Here is a 17,090-nt window from a genome sequence, read left to right as displayed (position 1 = left end):
GGGACTGTATTTAACACAGCACCTTCCAAATATGGAATTGCTTTGTTGAGTCTCCCTTAAGGTTTAACCATGTCAGTCCCACTCAGGGACGATCAGCGCTTCGACATCCTCGCCCGGGGCCATCCGGACGATCCTGCGCGAAAGATCGAGCGCATGGCCCGCGCGGAGCATCGCGGCCAGATGCTTCTCCTGCCCGGCGCGTTCGACGGCCTCGCGGGCATAGGGTCCGATCCGCTTGCGGCGGGCGAAGGCGATCGCGCTCGCGGCGGCATTCGCACGCACCGCTGGCGCCACCGCGCTGGCGTCCCCCTCATCGATCCCGGCCTGACGCAGCGCCTCATCGATCCGCCGCGCGCCAAGCCCTCTTCGCCCCATTGCGCTCGCCTTGCTCTCCGCGAAGAGCCGGTCGTCGACATAGCCGAGATCCGACATGCGCTGCGCCAGTCCGATCGTGTCGGGAGTCCCCTCGCCGCTCCAGCCACGCTCGCGAATCTTGCGCTTCAGATAGTCCGAGAGCCTGCCCCTTGTGGTGGCGTAGCGCTCGACGTAACGGAGTGCGAATCGCTCCAGATCGGTAGCGTTCAAGGGGGTTAGCGGGCGCCTCGGGCGGGTCATGCGCCATGATTGTGCCACAGTGCCAACCGATTTTGAACGCCAGTGCGTAGCAGAGCCGTCCGCATTTAGTATGCGTTGTGGGGGCACAACGGGTCTGCCAGCTCACAGGGGCACGAGACAAAGAATGGTATTGGACGAAACGGGATCGCATCAGGGTGTCATGGAGACGGGAAAACCCGTTCCTACCCCGACCGAGGACAGTCACCCCCGCCGCCTCGCGGACTTCGCCACCCTCGGCGAGGCCCTCGACTATGCGGCGCAGGGGGTTCGCGGACTCAACTTCCACGACGCGCGCGGCAATCTGACGCGGCCGTATCCCTTCTCCGAGCTGCGCCGGGACGCGCTGACGCAGGCGCGCCGCCTGATCGCCGCCGGCGTGAAGCCCGAGGACCGTATCGCGCTGATCGCGGAGACCGGCGTCGAGTTCGCCTCGCTGTTCTTCGGCGTCGTCTATGCTGGCGCCTGGCCGGTGCCGCTGCCGCTGCCGACCAGCTTCGGCGGCGCCCAATCCTATATCGACCAGCTCCGCGTCCAGCTCGACAGCTGCGATCCCTCGATGCTGATCTTCCCGCCCGAGATCGGCGCGATGTGCGCCGAGGCGGCGCGGATCACCGGCGTGCAGGGGATCGACTGGTCCGAATTCGCCGAGCGCGACGCGCCCGAGGTGGCGCTGCCCGAGGCGAGCACCAGCGACATCGCCTATCTCCAATATTCGAGCGGCTCGACGCGCTTCCCGCACGGGGTTGCGATCACCCACCACGCGCTGCTCAACAACCTGTCGGCGCACAGCCACGGCATGCAGCTCCAAGAGAGCGATCGCTGCATCTCCTGGCTGCCCTGGTACCATGACATGGGACTGGTCGGCTGCTTCCTGTCGGTCGTCGCCAACCAGGTCTCGACCGACTATCTCAAGACCGAGGATTTCGCCCGGCGCCCGCTCGCCTGGCTCGACCTGATCAGCCGCAATCAGGGCACCACCCTCTCCTACTCGCCGACCTTCGGCTACGACATATGCGCGCGCCGCATGTCGAGCCAGACCAAGGCGAGCGACCGCTTCGACCTGTCGCGCTGGCGCGTCGCGGGCAACGGCGCCGACATGATCCGCCCGGACGTGATGCAGTCGTTCGTCGACGCCTTCGCCGATGCCGGGTTCAAGGCGACCACCTTCCTGCCCAGCTACGGCCTTGCCGAGGCGACGCTTGCGGTGTCGATCATGCCGCCGGGCGAGGGCATCGTCGTCGAACTCGTCGAGGAGACCCAGCTCTCCGGCGGCGACGTGGCGCGTGAGGACCGCCCGCAGCGTTTCCGCGCGATCGTCAATTGCGGCAAGCCGGTGAAGGACATGGAGGTCCAGATCCGCGAGGAAGACGGCACGCCGCTGCCCGAAAAGGCGATCGGCAAGGTGTGGTGCCGCGGTCCCTCGGTGATGGTCGGCTATTTCCGCGACCAGGAGTCGACCGACGCCTGCATGAAGGACGGCTGGCTCGACACCGGCGACATGGGCTATATTTCCGAGGGTTACGTCTACATCGTCGGCCGGGCGAAGGACATGATCATCGTCAACGGCCGCAACCACTGGCCGCAGGACATCGAATGGGCGGTGGAGCAGCTGCCGGCCTTCAAGCAGGGCGACGTCGCGGCCTTCGCGATCACCACGCCCGGCGGCGAGGAAACGCCCGCAGTGCTCGTCCAGTGCCGTACCTCGGACGAGAAGGAACGCATCCGCCTGCGCGACGAGATCCGCGAGCGCGTCCGCTCGGTCACCGGCATGAACTGCGTGATCGAGCTGGTGCCGCCGCGCACGCTGCCGCGCACCAGCTCGGGCAAGCTCAGCCGCGCCAAGGCGCGCAATCTCTATCTGAACGGCGAGATCAAGCCCTACGATCTCGCGGCCTGAACCGCCGGGCGGGCCGGCGCTGCCGGCTCGCCTCAGGCTTTGCGCGCGTAGGACGATGATCCGGAAGCGATGTAAATTTCATCCGTTTCGCCGCCAAATCTAACCTCTCGCTAACCACCCCTCGGTTAACCCCGCCGGGTGACCAGCCAGACCATTTCCCAATTTGCCCGGCCGCGCATCGACGCGCGCGCGCTCCTGGGTCTTTACGATCCGGCGGACGCCATCGATTGGGGCCCGATTCGCGCCGCGCAATTGCATGCCGGCAGCCAGCTGGCGCTGTTCATGCTCGCGGCCAATCTGGTCGGCGCATCGCTCGTCACGATGCTCCTCGCGCCGCGGATGCCGCTCTGGCAGCTCGCGAGCTGGGGCGCGCTGGTCGCGGCGGTCGGCTGCGCGGTCGCGTTCCGCCGCCTTTCCCGCCGCCACCGCGCCGCCGTCACCGCATCGCTCAGGGACGTTCGCGATACCGTGCTGGACGGGATTGCGCTCGGTGCGGTCTGGTCGATTCCGCCGCTGGCGTTCGGCCATGCCGCCGATGCGGGCGCCGCGCTCGGCCTATGGGTCATCATTTCGCTGCTGATGACCGCTTCGGCGGTCGCGATGGCCGCGCTGCCGCTCGCCACCATCGCCTTCGTATCGATCGTCGGCGCCTCGATCACGACGATGCTGGCGCTGGTCGCGTCGCCGGTGCTCGCCGCGGCGACCGCGCTCTTCACCCTGCTGCTCGCGATCGCCACCTTCGGCCGCGGACGCGCGCTCGTCGTCATCCGCGCCGGCGAGATGGCGCTCGCCGAGCGCGACGAGACCGTCAGCCTGCTGCTCCGCGAATTCGAGGATTCGGGCTCCGACTGGCTCTGGGAGATCGACGCGCAGCGCCGCGTCGCACGCGCCAATCCGCGCTTCGCCGTCTCGCTCGGCGCCGATCCGAAGACGATCAACGGCACTCCCTTCCTCCAGCTGCTCGCCGGGCCGACCTGGGAAGACGGCAATTTCGCGCCCGGCCTGCGCGCGCTCGCCGACAAGCTCAAGGCGCGCGAGCCGTTCCGCGACCTGCTGCTCCCGGTCTATGTCGCCGAGGACGAGCGCTGGTGGGAGATGTCGGCGAGCCCGCGCTATGACGAGCGCGGTGCGTTCATCGGCTTCCGCGGCGTCGGCTCGGACGTCACCGAGGCACGCAAGTCCGCCGACAAGATCAGCCACATGGCACGCTTCGACACGCTCACCGGGCTGCCCAATCGCCTGCTGATCAACGAAACGCTCGCCCGCGCCATGGCCGACGCCGACAAATGGGGCTCGCGCTGCGCGTTCATGATGATCGACCTCGACCGGTTCAAGGCGGTCAACGACACGCTGGGCCACCCCGTGGGCGACCGCCTGCTCGGGCGGGTCTCGGAGCGGCTCAAGCTGCTGATGACCGAAAACGAGATGATCGGCCGGCTCGGCGGCGACGAATTCGCCGTGGTCGTCCGCGATGCGACCGACACCCATCGCACCGAGCAGCTCGCCCAGACGATCATCGATTCGCTGTCGCATCCTTATGAGGTGGACCAGCACACGCTTTATATCGGCGCGTCGGTCGGCGTCGCGGTCGGCCCGCGCGACGGGCGCACCGCCGAGATGCTGATCCGCTCGGCCGACCTCGCGCTCTATCGCTCGAAGGACGCCGGCGGCGGCGTCTTCCACGCCTATGAGCCCCAGCTCCACATGGCCGCCGAGGAGCGCCGCGTGCTCGAGATCGCCTTGCGCAGCGCGGTCGAGCAGGGCGAGATGCACCTCAACTATCAGCCGGTGGTCAATGCCGAGACGAGCCAGCTCACCGGCTTCGAGGCACTGCTGCGCTGGACGCATCCCGAATTCGGCAACGTCTCGCCCGCCAAGTTCGTGCCGCTCGCCGAAGAGGCCCGGCTGATCGCGCCGATCGGCGAATGGGTGCTGCGCACCGCGTGCCACGAGGCGGCGCGCTGGGACCTTCCCGTGCGCATCGCGGTCAATGTCAGCCCCGAGCAGCTGCATAACCCCGCCTTTGTCGGCATCGTCGCGCAGGCGCTGGCCCAGTCCGGCCTACCCCCCGAGCGCCTCGAGCTCGAGGTCACCGAAAGCGTCTTCATGCGCGAGGGCACCGTGGCGGTGGAAGTGCTCGAGAAAATCCTCGATCTCGGCGTGCGCCTCAGCCTCGACGATTTCGGGACGGGCTATTCGTCGCTCGGCTATCTCGCGCATACCCGCTTCAGTTCGATCAAGATCGACCGCAGCTTCGTCCAGGGCGCTTCCAAGGGCACCAAGGAGGCGATCGCGATCATCCGCGCCGTGGTCGCGCTCGCCGACAGCCTCGGCATGGCGACGACCGCCGAGGGCGTCGAGACCGAGGAGGAGCACCAGATGATCCAGCGACTGGGCTGCACCAAGGTCCAGGGCTATTATTTCGGCCGTCCGCTGCCGGTGCTCGAGGCGCGCGCACTGGCGATGCGGCAGATCAGCGGCAGCGTCGCCGCGTGAGAAGCCTTGCTAGCGCCGCAAGGGCCCGCTAAGGGCTTCGGCCGCACAGGGGCGTAGCTCAGCTGGTTAGAGCGTCGGTCTCCAAAACCGAAGGCCCTCGGTTCGAATCCGAGCGCCCCTGCCATCTCCCGAATATGCTTATTTTCCTCTTTTATCGTAATTGTTTACGATGAAAGTTCGAATTTCATACACGGAGGGTAGGCGTCTCCGCTAGGCAGCCAAACCACTGATAAACAAGAAATATATATTGGTTCTGGTTCGAATCCGAAAAGGTCATCGGCCAATCGCCGTCATGGCGGCGGGCATCCCAATCCAAGCGCCTTATTTCGGTCGCTGGTGAAAATCGGCCACCGAGAGCACCTTGGGTTTTTGTTTATTCCGTACGCTTCTTGCGCTTTCCCTGTGCGTCATCCATGTGAAATGTCCTGAAGAATCCGCAAACGTTCCTTATTATGTCGCCGGCCTCTTCGTCGGTTAAGTTTCTTCCATAGTATGGCTCCCAGACCTCTTTAGTCTCTTTCATTAGGGCATCTGAGAACCTTTGCGATTTTCGACGTGAACAAATGCCATCGTGGAAAATCGAGCGCCTTGTTCTTCTCCTGTCCAGAATTCTATCCATCAATCTCCTTGTGGCTGCAGGAGGCAGCACATGCTTTGAAGGAGAGCGCCGGGGGCCTGGACAAGCGTGTTCTGCAGCGCTCCCGTCTCTGAGCCGAGGGGTTAGAGCGGCATGATTCAGGCCGCAAGCTGCCCGTCTGCTTTCGCGAGACGAGCGCGCGATAGTAGCCGTTCCCATGCACGCTCCTCGCCGGGCGCTTCACGCTTCCGCGCTGCGCCGATATCCTGATCAACCCTAGCTAAACTCCATCGTCGTCAGGCCACCGACCGATCATCTCGCCGACCGGCATCGGATCGATCGCACGGCGGCCAATTTGGTTTGCACATGCGCGGCGGAACAGGGCGGTCGCGCGCCCTGCCCCACCGATGTCTCAGAAGCTCATTCTCGCACCGACCCTGAAATAGCGCCCCAGCACATTCGCCCCGGCCCAGGCGGGATTATATTGAAAGATGCTGTAGGCGGCGCTGGGATCGACCGGCGGCTTGAGGTCGAGGATGTTCAGGACGTTGGCGTAGAGCGTGAAGCGGTCGCCGACCTTCTGGCTGAGCGCCATGTCGACATTCCAGGTCGCGCCACCCGTGCACTGTACCGGCGTCACGCCGTCCTCATAGGTCACCACCGACGCGCCGATATTGCCGAAGCAATCGCCCTTCACGCCGCCATAGTCGATCGAGGCAAGATCATAGCCGCTCGTATAATAGGCGGTCAGCGAAACCGAAGTGCCGCCAGCCTGCAGCGTGTTCTGCCAGCTTCCACGCCAACGCGGCGCCCCCGAACAGGACGTGACGTCGCACGGCGACAAGGTTCCGGCATATTCTTCGACGCGGTCGGCATACACGCGCTTGAAGCTGATCGTGTAGGAAGCGTCAAAGATGCTGGTCAGCGCGATATGGTCGGTGATCGGCAGCCGCACGCTTGCACCGAGATCGATACCCGAGACGCGCTGCGAGTCGGTATTCTCGAACGACGCCTCGATAAAGCCGATATGCGGCAGCGCATTGGGGAAGCTGACGTCCGGAACGCCCGGCGTGACGCGGATGCCCGGAATATTCACGACTCCGTTATTGCTGTAATATTGCGCAAACACGTCATCGATATTGTAGGTCGCGTTGGCGATCAGGTCGCGCACCTCGATATTGTAATAGTCGATCGTGAAGCTGACGTTGCGCACCGGCTCGAAAATCGCGCCAACCGTCCAGCTGGTCGATTTCTCCGGCGCGAGCGCGGCATTGCCTACATTGGTCTGACCGACGGCGAACTGCGTGGTCGCATATTGGTTGCCGCCATGTGCGGCGACGAACTGGGCATAGCCGGGCGTCGAAGCATTGAGCTGGCGCGTCACAAAGCCGGTAGTGGGCAAGCCGTAAGCCTCATTGAAGCTCGGGATGCGGAAACCCTTGGAATACGTGCCGCGAACCGCGAGCTGCGGGATCGGCGTGAACTTCGCGCCGATCTTGGGCGAGAAGTTGGACTGGCCCGACGAATAATCGTCGTAGCGGCCCGACGCATTGATCTCGAGCTGCTCGACGATCGGTGCATTGATCTCGAAATAGGCCGATTTGACGTTGCGGCTGCCGATCGCGCCGACCGCGTTGATCACGTAATAGCGCGACGCCGGGTTCGCGGCATTCGCGGGATTGGCACTGGGATTGTCGATCGACTCATGCCGGTAGGCCGCCCCGATCGCGGCTTGCAATGGGCCGCCGGGAAGCTCGAACAGCGCCTTCGACAAGGTCGCCGAGGCCTGCCACAGGTCCGAGTTCGAGCGATTGACGCTCAGCGGGGCGATATAGTCGCGGATCGCCTCGGTATTGAACGACGGGTTGACGAAATTGTAGCTGCCCTGCGCCACGACATCGAGCACGCGCTGCGGGATCAACACATTGCGGTTGATCACGTCGAGGCGCACGTTGGAGACGGTGCCCTCGACCTGGTAAGCCCAGTCGTCCCCGAATGAGCCCGAGATGCCCATCGCCCCGCGCAAGCTGCGTGCCTTGGTGCTCAGTTCACGTGGTCGGTCGTAGGTCGCTAGGATTTGGGCGCGATTGCCTGCCGCAGCGAACGGATTGTTGGGATTGAGCCGGCCATTGGCGGCGGTGCAGCCGGTGTTGAGCATCGTCGTCGAGCCCACGCCGCTCGAACAAACGTAAACCGGAAGATATAGCGAGGCGAACGCGAACTGGGTCGGCGGCGGCGTGGTTCCGGTGAAACCGACCGGATTCGCCTGGGTGTCGGTGCTCACCTGATAATAGTTGGCCATCGCATGGAATTGCGCGCGATCCCCCAGATTGGCGGTGATGCGGAATGTGCCGCCGAAGCGCTCCTGGGCGGGCAGGATCGAGGCGTAGAGCGCACGGTTGTCGCGCGAGCATTGCAGCGGGCCAGCGGTCGCCGAAAGGTTCTGGGGCACGTTGACCGGCGTGAATCCGCGGCAGCCGTCTGCCGTGTTGAGCAAATTATACCGGGTCAAATTGGGAACCGCGCCGGTTACCGGATCGGGCTGCCCCACCCCGCGCACGATCGGAACCGGGGTCGCGAACAGGCCGTTGAACACCAGTCCTCCGACGAGTGTCGCGGCCGGGGTGTTGGACCGGCGGATCGAGTTCTGGATGCCGTTGGCGCGGCACACGATGGTGCCCGCGGGAACCCCGAGATCGCCAGCACCCTGGGTGCCCGGCGCGCGCCCGACGGACGGCGCGCAATCGCTGCTGAAATTGGTAGTATTGAACGGATAGTCGCGGTCGCGCGCCCACAGGACGTCCTGCCGCTGATATTCGGCGTTGATGTAGAAATTGAATCCCTGGCGCTCGAGATCGCCATAGCCCCACGTCGCGTCGATGCGCCGCTCGCCTGCGTCACCGCGCTGCGAGATGCCCGCCGAGCCGTTGAGGTGGAGACCGGTCACCTGCTTCTTGGTGATGACGTTGATCACGCCGGCGACGGCGTCGGCGCCGTAGGTCGAGGACGCACCGTCGCGCAGGACCTCGATTCGGTCGATGATCGAACTGGGGATGGTGTTCAGATCGACGAAATTGCGGTGACCATCGTCGGCCAGTGGATAGGGTGCCATACGCAGGCCGTCGAAGATGGTGAGTGTCGACTGGACGGTCAGCCCGCGCAGCGACGCGGCATTGGCGCCGGTCGCGAAATTGTTGCCGTTGTTCCAGCCTTGGGTCACCGCCCCCGCGCCATTGGCCGACACGCGCTGCAGCGCCTCGGCGACGGTGTTGATGCCGCGTTGCGCGAGCGTCTCGGAGCTCAGCACGGTCACCGGCGACGGCGTCTCGGCATTGGTGCGACGAAACAGCGAGCCGGTAACCACGATGTCATTGTCCGCCCCGGAGTCGGCCTCGCTCCCGGACTCCTGCGAGCCCGCGACCTCCTGAGGCTTTGCGCCGGGAGATGTGGCTGCGTCCTGGGTGCTGGCCGCTTCCAGCGCCGCTTCATCCTGCGCAAATGCCGCGGGCGCGGCCAGCACGAACACCACCGGGGCCAGCATCGTGCTGGCGAGCAAACGTCCCTGAATCATATTATCTCCCTGTTTTAATGTGCTTTTATATAACTTCTCGATGCCCCTGATGCTGTTGCGCTCAATGACCGAACGGCACAGGCAACCGTGCCCCATTGCTTTCCAGGCCGATCATGGTCGCGGTCGATCCCGTCTCATCAGCGGTCACGCGCAGTCGCACACCCTGGTTGCCGAGGCGCTCAAACGGGTCGGGGTAACCGAGCGCGGCGAACTTGCGCCGGATGTGGAGCATCACGACCGGGCGCGTGGCCGGCTTCGATCCGAAGGCGATCAGAGCATCGTCGATCGCCGCGTAAGACGCGCGCCCACGTAGCGCGACAATGCGAAACAGACAGGCTTCGGTCGGCGACAAAGGGATCGTGGTACCGTTGCACAAGACTTCCAGTGGATCGGTCCACACGACGAACGCGCCGCGTTTGATCACGGTCCCGCTCGTCTGTTCGAGGTGGCGACGGGCATGGCTGTGGTGGAATTGGCCCGGCGATCCCGGCAGGGGCTGGCTATGGCCTTCGATTTGCACGGCAGTCTCCTCGACGAAGGAGTACAGATCGCCTCGCCGCGGCTGATCAGCGAAGCCACGACCGTCGCGCTCAAAGCCATGAGCGGACCGGTCGGCGCTGATCGTCCCGCCCATACCCACCAACGTCCCGCGTTCGCCTGCGCCGCGCGCCCGTTTGCCTGAACGAGCACCCTCGCGTGCCCGGCCATGAAGGATCGATCAGGCGATGGAAAAACGGCCGGCGGTTCTGATTCGGGAGCTGATTGCAATTGGCGGATGATCGGGTCGGTCTGTCGCCCAGGCGCGGTCAGCGCTGGTCGGCGGCCTCGAATGCCGCAATGTCGCGGATCGTGCTGCGATAGCTCTTGCCGACGGGAAGCTCGGTTCCGTCGCGCAAGGTCAACCGGTAGCTGCCGGTCGACCTGCGCCGCACGGCGAGAATGTTGGCGCGATTGACCACGAACGAGCGGTGGATGCGGACATAATGCGCCGGATCCAGACGCGTGATGAAATCGGAGAGGCTCTCGCGGTGCAGATACGTCGCCTCGCGCGTGACGATGCGGACATATTCGGCTTCAGCATGGACGGCGTCGATGCGCTCCAGCGAGAGGCGCAAGGCTTCACCCCGCCGATGTATCCAGATATGCGGATCGGCATCGAGCGTGCGTCCGTTCCCACGCAGCGCATCAAGCTGCCTCGCCAGTTCGGCGAGTTGCGCCGCGGCGGCGCGATTGGCGAGCGCGCTGCGCACCCTGGCAATGGCGACCTCGAGCCGCTGCATGAGCACCGGCTTGGTCAAGAAGTCGATCACGCCGGTGTCAAACGCCGAGCGCGCGAATTCGGGATAGGCGGTGGTGAACACAACCAACGGCGCATGATCGCAGCAGCATGTAAGCTCCGCTGCTACCGCAAGACCATCGAGATCCGGCATCTCGATATCCAGCAGCACCAGATCGGGCCGTAGTGACATGATGAGGTCGAGCGCCGCCCGACCATGCTCCGCCGCGCCTACCACCTCGACATCGGTGATCTGGCCGAGTCGTCTGATCAGCCAGCGGCGGGCGATCGGCTCATCGTCGCAGAGCACAGCCCGGATCACCACCCGTCACTCCTCGCGCCACGCCGCTTTGCCGCCTCTTCACGTTGCGCAGCGGGATTTGGCCGCAACGATAACGCGCTGAGCAGCGCAGGCGAGCCGTCGGCACGTACCAGTACATCACGGCATGGCGCGCGCGCTCGATCCGGGCGTCCGGTCATCCCGGCGCTCGCTTCTATTTCAGTTCGGCTGCCAGTTCCCGGGTCATCGTCTCGATTTCGTTCTGGATCTGCTCGGGCGTGCGGCCGTTGTCGTTGCCGACATAATTGCCCTCGCCATAGCCCAGTCCCGAGCAGAGCGGCAGCCGCCAGAGCCGGCATTGTCCGATCGGGCCCTTGTTGCCGCATGCTTCCATGGCAGTCCGCGCGGCAAAGCGCGGGTCGATGTCGAGGCCGCGATAGGTGGCGCGCCTGGCATCGATGACGATGGCCTGGCATTCGTCGACAAAGCCCCCCAGCGAAACGCATTTCTTGCCCGTCTGCCGCTCGCAATACTCGATCGCCATGTCGAGAGTATTCTGCGGATCCTGGTTCCAGTTCGACGAGTAGAGTGCGGTGCGGTCGACGTCGGTGACATGCACGCCATAGAGTCTCGGCCTGACATAGGACATCATCGGGGTTTGCGGCATCGCAGGCCCCGAAGGGGCGCTTTGCGGTGCCTGTGGCGCGCGTCTGCAGATCGGCACCGGCGGAGCGCCCGGAGCCTGCGATTGCATGGCGACCACCGTTTCGCCCGGCCCCGCGCCGTTCGGGCAGACATAGTCCTGCGCCGCCGCCGGCCGCGACGGCACGAGCAGCAGGAGCAACCCGAGCGGTGCCAGGGCTGCAAACGACATGAAACGCCGCGGGGAAATCCGGGTCACTGGGAAACGCATCATATTCTCCGTCAATATGGGTCTCGGCATACCGCCCACCTTGGAGATGTGAGCCGACGAAGCTAAAGTCGGGCACCGCAGCGCGCATCCTGCCGCCCTGATCTATTTGTCTCGCCAAGTACTGGAAGCTCTGTCGAAATGCGGGGCGCCATGCGGGAAATCGCCCAGCACCATCCGCCCGCTACACCGGGCGGTGCCGACACACTGGCCATATTTCGCCGAACATTGCCGGCGCGCGCCGGCTTCGGCGGCCTGCGGATCCCGATTGACGACGGTTTCGAGGAAGTGCCGGTCATCGGCGGGCCAGGCGATGCCGACGCAACTGTTCTTGAAGCTCACCTTTAGCGTGCAATCGCTGCACGTCTCCTTGGCCAAGGCTTCGCGTTCGGCAACCGCCCTGCTCGGCCGGTTCATGCGTGACATGGTCTGGCCATTGCCGCTGACGACCGCACCCCAATATTCGCGCTTGTCGACTTCGTCCGCGAAGGCATCCATCTCGGCTATCGTAGCCTGATCCGCGCGCGCATTGTCTTGCGCGCCGTAGATTCCACTCGCGCAGATCGGCATCTTCCATAGGCCGCATGCCTCGTCCGGACTGGCGGCATTGCACGTTTTCAGCGCCTTGCGCGCGGCCGTTCGATGGATCTCGGCGAACTCGACGAAAACCTTGCGGCTCTGGTTGATGGCGACAGCCGCGCATTGGTTGCGGAATTCGCCCAGCGACTGGCACCGCGTTTTCGAACCCCGGGAGCACGACTCGATGGCTGCCTGTGCGGCGGCCTGGCGCGTCGGATAGTGTGCCGCCCAGGACAGCTTTGCATGCTCCGGGTCGGCTGCAAAAGCGCCGTAATAGTTCGGGAGGGGCATCGGCGGCGGCTCCGGCTGACGCGGTGGCTGTGATGATGGACCCAGGCCGTAGCCGGGCATCGGAACACAGATGGGACCCGGCGCCTGCCCGATGGGAGCAAGCCCCGGCGGGCAGCCTTGTTCTTGCCCGGCCCTCCCTTCGCTGCCGAAGGGCGTCAATATGGCCAGGCCGAAGGCAATCGCAGTCATCAGCACGGCAGCCAGCAGGCGACTCATTCCCTCACTCCTTCGGATGACAGCGTATGGGCAACCGGCTTTCCCGCCGGGTTCAGGGCCATCAACGACCCCGCTCCGAGTGATCGGAGGGTTCGCGACATGCGGATGGCGGGGCCGCTGTCTCCAGCACCAAATAATGAGCGGTTCTCACTGCCGCGACTTAACGCAAGATCATGGTCGGCGTCGGCCGCAGAAATGAACCAGTACATTCCCGTCTGGTCATCCTACGCTCCTGATCGTCTATCAGACTGGGCCACCGAGGAGGCCGATCCAATTTCACGGACCCGTAGTTTCGCCGATCAAGGCACCCGGCTGCGACTGGGCATTCTGCTTTATCTGGCGCTACCGTTCGCGCCGGCGCTTGCCAGCGACGAGGTCGAATTGCCGGCGATGCACGAGATGCTCCCCAACCCTCGGGCCTGCCTGGCCAGGCTTCATGCAGCCGAGGCGGCAGGCCGCGCGGCAGCGCTGGCGCTAACCGCATATGCCGATGGGACGAGCCGCGAAGTCAAGGTCGAGGCCAAGACCAAGGGAGTGGAGCGTGTCGGTCAGAGGCGAGCGCGCTACGCGGCGCGCCTGTGGTATCGGCACGGCCGCCCGCGGCCCGATCTCGGGCAGATCGAATATAGCCACAGCTGGGAGGAGCAGAGCCTCGAATGTCGTGGCCGCGAGTTGGTCACCAAGAGCTCGAGGGGCCATACGCTCAGCACATTCGAAGACGCCGAATAGGGATCCCCGGCCGGCTTCGCCCGCAAGTGGGTTGAACGATGGGCTCAGTCCTGCCGCATGAGTCGTCCCCGGATGCCGGCGGTATAGGTTCGCCCGACCCGCACTTCCGATCCGTCGGAAAGCACCGCGATCAGGGAGGAGAAGGTGCCCGGCTTCATCCGTTCGATCGCATCGACGCGAACGATCGTGCTGCGGTGGATACGGACGAACTCGTCGGGCGCGAGGCTGCGCTCGATCGTCGCCAGATTCTCGCTGTAGAGATAGTCCTGCCCATCGGCATGGATGCGCACATAGTCGCGTTCCGCCTGGATGCGCGTTATCGCCGCCGAAGCGATCCGGATGTAGTCGCCCTTCGCCTTGACCCAGAACTCCGCCGTTCGTGGAGGCTGCGCCTCGGGCCGGCGGCGCAGGGTGGCGACCACTTCCTCGAGCTCGATGATCCTGTCCGCGCTGCTCTGCCGCTCGGCGGATGTCCGCGCCCGTTCCAGCGCCGCGTGGAAGCGTCCCGGCTCGATCGGCTTGGTGACATAATCGACCGCATTCGCATCGAAGGCGCGCAGGGCCTGATCGTCGAAGGCGGTGATGAAGATCAGCGCCGGCGCGGGTTGCGGCAGGTGTCGCACGAGATCGAAGCCGCTGCCGCCGGGCATCTGGATGTCGAGCAGGAGGATCCGTGGGTCAAAATCGGCCAGCTTCTCCTTCGCCTGCCGCACGTTTCCCGCCTCTTCCACCGCGCCTACCCAGGATAGCTGGCGCAGCAAGCGCACGACGCGCCGCCGTGCCAGTGGTTCGTCGTCCACGACGAGCACGGCCAGCCCGTTCATGCCGTTCGCCACGGCAATTCGACCCGGGCGAGGAAGGCGTCGCCATCGGACATGGTGGTCATGAGGCTCCCCTCGCTGCCGAAGCGGGTTCGAATGCGATCGGCGACATTGCGCAACCCGATCCCGAAACCCTCCGGCGCGAGGACTCCGTCACCGCGCTGAACATCGTTCTCGACCAGAATCGAAAGTCGCCCGGCATCACGCCGGGCGACTATGCGGATGCCGATCGGCTCGCTCGAACGCCCGACGCCGTGCTTGACCGCGTTTTCGATCAGCGGCTGCAGAATGAGGGTTGGGACCAAGGCCCGGCGGACGTCGTCCGGCGCATCGATGGCGTAGCTCATCCGATCGGAAAAGCGCTCGGTTTCGATATCGAGATAGTCCTCCTGCAAGGTTAGTTCATCGGCCAGCGTCACATCGTGCATGGGATCGAGCGCCAGGGTGGTGCGCAGGAAGGTCGACAATGAAAGGACCATGCGTTCGGCGCGGGCGGTCGCCCCTTCCTCCATCAACCCCGCGATCGAGTTCAGCGTGTTGAACAGGAAATGCGGGTTCACCTGATACCGCAGCGCCCGCATCTGCGCCGCCAGTGCCTCCTCCCGCGCCGCGGCCAGGCTCCGTTCGCGATCCCGAACCTCGAAGCTGTAGATCAGCGAGACATAGAGGCACGACCAGCCGAAGAACATCGCCGCGCTGGAGACCAGCGTATAGCCGAAATTGGTCATGCTGAATTCGAGCATGACCGGCCACACCCACCATTGATGCACCGCATAGTCGAACAGGCCGTAGACGGGCGCGGCGATGAGCGAGAATGCGAAGGCCAGCACAGCCTTGGTCAAGAGGTTCGCCCGGCGGAACCGGAACAGCAGCGCCGTGACGACGATCGTCAGCAATGCCCCGAAGCTGTTGAGGACGAGCTTGCCGATCGCCGATTCGACGGGATCCGTACCGGCCACGCCCCAGAGGATGCTGTCGGTGATCAGAACCGACAGCCAGAACAGCGCGGCGAGCTTGAGGGTGGCACCGCCCAGTTCGTTCCAAAAACCCGGGCTCGACGCAGCCACGTCATGGATCGTGGAGACAGAACCGGCGGCTGTTGGGGCAACGATCGTCATGCGTTCCAAGCCATTCGTAGAATTTTCCCGCCATTCGTCCACCGGTCAAAGCGCGCCGCATCGCCGCAGATGGACACGCGCCGCCCTGCGCATGACAGGAACGTCATGGAGCCCTCCTGTCCATCTGTTTCGCGTTCCGAAGACCTTGCCAGGCTCCTGTCGCGCGGTGGCACGGGCGGCGCCAGGAAGCTTGCGATCCTGGCCGTGATCGACAGTCAGGACGAGGACAGCTTCCGGCGACTGTACGAATTCCTCCCCCATACCCAATTGCTCGCTCTCGGACCGGGCGGGCAAGCACCTCCTCAGGAGACGCAGAGTGCGAAGCCGCACCTTGGCGCTTTCGCGCTGACCGATCGCCAGCATGACATTTTGAACCATTTGATTTGCGGGCTGTCGAACAAGGAAATCGGCCGCAAGCTCGGCATCTCTCATTTCACGGTGCGAAACCACGTTTCGAAGCTCCTGCAAATTCTGCAATTCCCGTCCCGCCGACACGTTCGACTATTGGCGGATGCACCCGTTGAGGCACCGGATGATCCCCTGCATTGGAATGGACGTTAGCGCAGTCACGGGAGCAAAGCGCGCCACCGGATGAACCGGTACGAAACCAGGCTCATGCCCTTTTCGGGATCTTGCGAAGGCCGGTTCCTGCGTCGCTTTTTTGGAGACATGATGTTCAACAATCTGCGCATTTCGGCCTGGCCCGTGATTGCCACGCTGCTACTGTTTGCCGCCTGCGGTACGGGCCATGCGGCGGCGGGGCCGAAGCCTCTCGCCCAGCAGCTTACCGAGTCCGATCGCATGTCGCTTCGCCAAGCCGCAGCAGCCTGCACGGACGCCGATGCCAATGCGTTTTTCGATGTCTTCATCCAGTCCGCAGCGGTGCGGCGAAAATATTCCGCACCCAAAATCACCTTCTCGCTGGAAACACAGGATAGCAGGCCGCTTCGTCAGTCTGAAATCCCTGGCTCACGCTACCGCGATTTCCCGATCATGATGGTCGACTATTACCGCAAACCGGTACGCCCCCTCCGGCCGGGCGATGACGACGAATATGTCGAAATTTCGATCTATAAGGGCCCGCAAAATCAGCTGGCCGTGGAATGGACCCGAGTCCACTATGACGGAAGGTCGGATGGCGGCGATGATCTTGGCAACGCCGTCACCCTCGACGGCAAACCCTACGACTCTGCCGGTCCGAGTGACGGACAACTCTTGTTCCGCCCTGCAGGTGGTTGCTGGGAATTGGTGTCGGACATCCGCTACAAACCATGAAGCGGTACATCCCAGGCATCGCTGCAATGCGAGGCCAACTGCCAGCCTCTTGACGCCCGATGGCGGCGATCATCATGGACCCATTGCCTGCGGGGGACGGACCGGGAAATAGATACCGCCCATCATTGCACAGGGGTCCGCCTGGCCATAGGTGCCGCCATCCAGCGTCAGCTCGAGGCTGTCACGCCGGCGGCGCACTTCCACGCCGTTCACCGCCACGGCTTCGCCGCTCATCATCTTCGGAAGCCCGGTGGCCGGCAGCCAGCAGCCGCCTGCAAAATCCTCGATCGCGATGATGAAGGTGACGAATATGCCGTCATCCTGTTTGCTGACCGTCACCCGGCCCATGCTGTTTTCCCACGTGCCGACTGGCCCGGCGGGAGGGTCAGGGTCAATACGATCAAGAAAGTCGCTTCGTTCGCGTAACAGCATGTCGACA

Annotated in this window: 15 protein-coding genes and 1 tRNA gene; 7 read left to right on the top strand and 9 right to left on the bottom strand. The window is 64.4% G+C overall.

All coding sequences use genetic code 11. The annotated features are described in order from the left end of the window. Positions 1–72: 72 nt before the first annotated feature. Complete coding sequence (locus MT490_RS15750; RefSeq protein ID WP_297389765.1) at positions 73–585, bottom strand: RecX family transcriptional regulator; 513 nt, start codon at positions 583–585, stop codon at positions 73–75. Between the two features lie 190 nt (positions 586–775). Between MT490_RS15750 and MT490_RS15745 the strand changes: the two genes are divergently transcribed. The 3 genes from MT490_RS15745 to MT490_RS15735 all read left to right on the top strand — a co-directional run bounded on the left by MT490_RS15745 (position 776) and on the right by MT490_RS15735 (position 5,132). Further along, positions 776–2,512, top strand: coding sequence for a fatty acyl-AMP ligase (locus MT490_RS15745; RefSeq protein WP_297389762.1), 1,737 nt, complete (start codon positions 776–778; stop codon positions 2,510–2,512). 138 nt (positions 2,513–2,650) lie between these two features. After that, positions 2,651–5,008 (top strand): GGDEF and EAL domain-containing protein, encoded by a 2,358-nt coding sequence (locus MT490_RS15740; RefSeq protein WP_297389760.1) that lies wholly within the window; start codon positions 2,651–2,653, stop codon positions 5,006–5,008. A gap of 47 nt (positions 5,009–5,055) precedes the next feature. Beyond that, positions 5,056–5,132: transfer RNA gene (locus MT490_RS15735), tRNA-Trp, on the top strand. An 865-nt stretch (positions 5,133–5,997) separates the two neighbouring features. Here MT490_RS15735 and MT490_RS15730 read toward each other — a convergent pair. Beyond that, positions 5,998–9,156: a TonB-dependent receptor gene (locus MT490_RS15730; protein ID WP_297389758.1), complete on the bottom strand. Its 3,159-nt coding sequence runs from the start codon at positions 9,154–9,156 to the stop codon at positions 5,998–6,000. A 61-nt stretch (positions 9,157–9,217) separates the two neighbouring features. Further along, positions 9,218–9,676: a hypothetical protein gene (locus MT490_RS15725; protein WP_297389756.1), complete on the bottom strand. Its 459-nt coding sequence runs from the start codon at positions 9,674–9,676 to the stop codon at positions 9,218–9,220. Here MT490_RS15725 and MT490_RS15720 point away from each other — a divergent pair. After that, positions 9,659–9,838, top strand: a complete 180-nt coding sequence (locus MT490_RS15720; protein WP_297389753.1) for a hypothetical protein — start codon at positions 9,659–9,661, stop codon at positions 9,836–9,838. The two genes, MT490_RS15725 and MT490_RS15720, sit on opposite strands and share 18 nt — an antisense overlap. Before the next feature lie 124 nt (positions 9,839–9,962). On the opposite strand, the gene MT490_RS15715 is transcribed toward MT490_RS15720, so the two are convergent. From MT490_RS15715 to MT490_RS15705, 3 genes are all read right to left on the bottom strand, one after another. Next, positions 9,963–10,757 carry a LytTR family DNA-binding domain-containing protein gene (locus MT490_RS15715; RefSeq protein ID WP_297389750.1) on the bottom strand — a complete coding sequence of 265 codons (795 nt, stop codon included), beginning with the start codon at positions 10,755–10,757 and terminating at the stop codon, positions 9,963–9,965. Between the two features lie 169 nt (positions 10,758–10,926). After that, on the bottom strand, positions 10,927–11,625 hold the full coding sequence (locus tag MT490_RS15710; protein ID WP_297389747.1) for a hypothetical protein: 699 nt from the start codon (positions 11,623–11,625) through the stop codon (positions 10,927–10,929). A gap of 102 nt (positions 11,626–11,727) precedes the next feature. Further along, positions 11,728–12,708, bottom strand: a complete 981-nt coding sequence (locus MT490_RS15705; RefSeq protein ID WP_297389745.1) for a DUF4189 domain-containing protein — start codon at positions 12,706–12,708, stop codon at positions 11,728–11,730. Positions 12,709–12,903: 195 nt separating this feature from the next. On the opposite strand from MT490_RS15705, the gene MT490_RS15700 reads away from it, so the two are divergent. After that, positions 12,904–13,437: a hypothetical protein gene (locus tag MT490_RS15700; RefSeq protein WP_297389744.1), complete on the top strand. Its 534-nt coding sequence runs from the start codon at positions 12,904–12,906 to the stop codon at positions 13,435–13,437. A 44-nt stretch (positions 13,438–13,481) separates the two neighbouring features. On the opposite strand, the gene MT490_RS15695 is transcribed toward MT490_RS15700, so the two are convergent. Together MT490_RS15695 and MT490_RS15690 are read right to left on the bottom strand one after the other, a co-directional pair. Beyond that, positions 13,482–14,261, bottom strand: a complete 780-nt coding sequence (locus tag MT490_RS15695) for a LytTR family DNA-binding domain-containing protein (protein ID WP_297389741.1) — start codon at positions 14,259–14,261, stop codon at positions 13,482–13,484. After that, on the bottom strand, positions 14,258–15,376 hold the full coding sequence (locus MT490_RS15690; protein WP_297389740.1) for a histidine kinase: 1,119 nt from the start codon (positions 15,374–15,376) through the stop codon (positions 14,258–14,260). Before MT490_RS15690 ends, MT490_RS15695 begins: the two co-directional genes overlap by 4 nt. A gap of 69 nt (positions 15,377–15,445) precedes the next feature. On the opposite strand from MT490_RS15690, the gene MT490_RS15685 reads away from it, so the two are divergent. Together MT490_RS15685 and MT490_RS15680 are read left to right on the top strand one after the other, a co-directional pair. Then, the gene (locus MT490_RS15685; protein WP_297389737.1) at positions 15,446–15,937 is read left to right on the top strand and encodes a helix-turn-helix transcriptional regulator; all 492 of its coding nucleotides are present in this window, start codon (positions 15,446–15,448) and stop codon (positions 15,935–15,937) included. A gap of 108 nt (positions 15,938–16,045) precedes the next feature. Then, the gene (locus tag MT490_RS15680) at positions 16,046–16,651 is read left to right on the top strand and encodes a hypothetical protein (RefSeq protein ID WP_297389734.1); all 606 of its coding nucleotides are present in this window, start codon (positions 16,046–16,048) and stop codon (positions 16,649–16,651) included. A 72-nt stretch (positions 16,652–16,723) separates the two neighbouring features. On the opposite strand, the gene MT490_RS15675 is transcribed toward MT490_RS15680, so the two are convergent. Next, positions 16,724–17,090: hypothetical protein (locus MT490_RS15675; protein WP_297389732.1), on the bottom strand; the 367-nt coding region annotated here is incomplete at its 5' end.

The sequence above is a fragment of the Sphingomonas sp. genome, from assembly GCF_026460985.1.
GTDB lineage: Bacteria > Pseudomonadota > Alphaproteobacteria > Sphingomonadales > Sphingomonadaceae > Sphingomonas.
This window is presented reverse-complemented; position numbering and strand designations above follow the sequence as displayed.